The sequence below is a fragment of the Cellulomonas septica genome, assembly GCF_012396155.1.
Lineage (GTDB): Bacteria > Actinomycetota > Actinomycetes > Actinomycetales > Cellulomonadaceae > Cellulomonas > Cellulomonas septica.
Window position 1 is genome coordinate 1 of record NZ_JAAXOY010000690.1, and the last position, 1860, is coordinate 1860.

Sequence of the window (1860 nt, forward strand, 5' to 3'; positions counted from 1 at the left end):
TCGTCGGCACCGCGTCGGGCCAGCCGCCGCAGGCGCGGGTCGGGCCGGCGTCGCCTCAAGTCGGCGACCCTGCGCGCCGAGTACACGGGCGTGAGCGAGCATGCGCCCGGGTGGTACGCCGACGGTGTGACGCCTGGCGTCCTGCGCTGGTTCGACGGTGCGGGGTGGACCGAGCACACGACCCCGCTCCCACCGCCCGCCCCCGTCGCCGCCGTGCCCGTGCGCGCGCAGGCGCCGACCTGGGGAGGCGCGACGCCCGGGTACGTCGGTGCGACCACCGGTGCGCCGGGGTACGGCGCTCCGGCCTCGACGTGGAACGGCAGTGCTCCTGCGCAGAACGCGGCCTTCGGTGCCCCGAGCTACGCCGGCGCTGGCTACGACTACGCGACGCCGACGGCGGCAGACGACACCGGGCCCCGCAACGCGATGCACTGGGTCGTGCCCGTCGGGCGGTCGTGGCAGTCGATCCTCGCGGGCTACCTCGGGCTGCTCGCGCTCGGGATCTGGGTGCTCGGGCCGTTCGCGATCGGCGTCGGTGCGTGGGCGCTCGTCCGCGTACGGTCCGGCGGTCACGGCAGCGGACGCGGGGTGTTCGGCGTGGTCGGCGGCCTGCTCGGCACCGCGGCGATGGTCTGGTTCGTCGCGTCGGGGGCGATGACCGCGCCCTGACGGGCGCACCGCGCAGTCAGGCGTGGCCGGCCGGCGGCACCGTCGTCGGGCGCCCGCGCGCCGTCCTTCCTACGATCGAGCCGACTGCTCGCGGAGGAGACCGGCGTGATCGACCTGACTGCCCTGGCGGACCAGCACCTCGAGAGTGCCCGCACCGACCCGCACGGCCGCAGCGCGGAGCTCGTCGCGCACGACGGCGAGCTGCGGCAGACCGTCCTCGCGCTCACGGCGGGGTCCCGGCTCGGCGAGCACAACTCGCCTGCCGCGGCGACGTTGCACGTCCTGCGCGGGCGGGTGCGCGTCGAGTCCGACGACGTGCAGGCCGAGCCGGGTGCGGGCGAGCTGTGGGTGCTGACGCACGAGCGGCACTCGGTCGTCGCGCTGGAGGACAGCGTCTTCCTGCTCACGACCGTGACGAACGTGGACCGCGGCACGTACGCCTGACGGTCCACGGTCCACGCGTCAGAGCAGCGTCGCCGCGTACTCCTCGACGCCCATGAGGTGCGCGGCCATGTGGACGCGCGCGCGGTCGGCGTCGTGCGCCTCGAGCGCCGCGAGGATCGCCCGGTGCTCGGCCTGCGCGACGCGCACGGCACCGTCCTCCCGGATGGCGCGCCACAGTCGCGCTCGCGCGGTGCTGCCGGCGAGCGAGTCGAGCAGCCCGGCGAGCACGGGGTTGCCGGACGCGCGGTGGACGACGGCGTGGAAGCGCAGGTCGGCGTCGATGACGGCGGTGAGGTCGTGGTCGGGCTCGTCGAGCAGCGCGTCGACGGAGTCCAGGAGGGTGCGCAGCTCGCGCAGGGTGGCGTCGTCGATCTCGACGGCCGCGCGGCCGACGCCCTCGACCTCGAGGACGCGGCGGACGCGTGCGAGGTGCACGGCGTCGTCGCGCCCGGGCAGGTCGGCGAGGAAGCCGACGGGCTCGAACAGGCGGGCGGGGTCGAGCGACGTGACGTAGGTGCCGTCGCCGCGCCGGGTGCCGAGCACGCCGAGCAGCACGAGCGCGCGGACCCCTTCGCGCAGCGGCCCGCGCGAGACGCCGAGCCGGGCGGCGAGGTCCTTCTCGACGGGTGCGGACGTCTTGCCGAACGTGAGCCACGGCGCGCCCGAGTAGTCGAGGTCGTAGCGCAGGTCGCGGTTCGGGTAACCGGCCCAGTCCCAGATCCGGCTCCAGGTCGCGCCACGGTCGGT

Annotated in this window: 3 protein-coding genes; 2 read left to right on the plus strand and 1 reads right to left on the minus strand. The window is 75.7% G+C overall.

Annotated elements, in window-relative coordinates; all coding sequences use genetic code 11:
* Together HGA02_RS20570 and HGA02_RS18145 are read left to right on the plus strand one after the other, a co-directional pair.
* The coding region (locus HGA02_RS20570; protein ID WP_210728784.1) for a DUF2510 domain-containing protein at positions 1 to 669 on the plus strand (669 nt) is incomplete at its 5' end.
* 105 nt (positions 670 to 774) lie between these two features.
* Positions 775 to 1113, plus strand: a complete 339-nt coding sequence (locus tag HGA02_RS18145; RefSeq protein WP_168680686.1) for a cupin domain-containing protein — start codon at positions 775 to 777, stop codon at positions 1111 to 1113.
* Between the two features lie 18 nt (positions 1114 to 1131).
* Here the strand turns inward: HGA02_RS18145 and HGA02_RS18150 are convergent.
* The coding region (locus HGA02_RS18150; protein WP_168680688.1) for a FadR/GntR family transcriptional regulator at positions 1132 to 1860 on the minus strand (729 nt) is incomplete at its 5' end.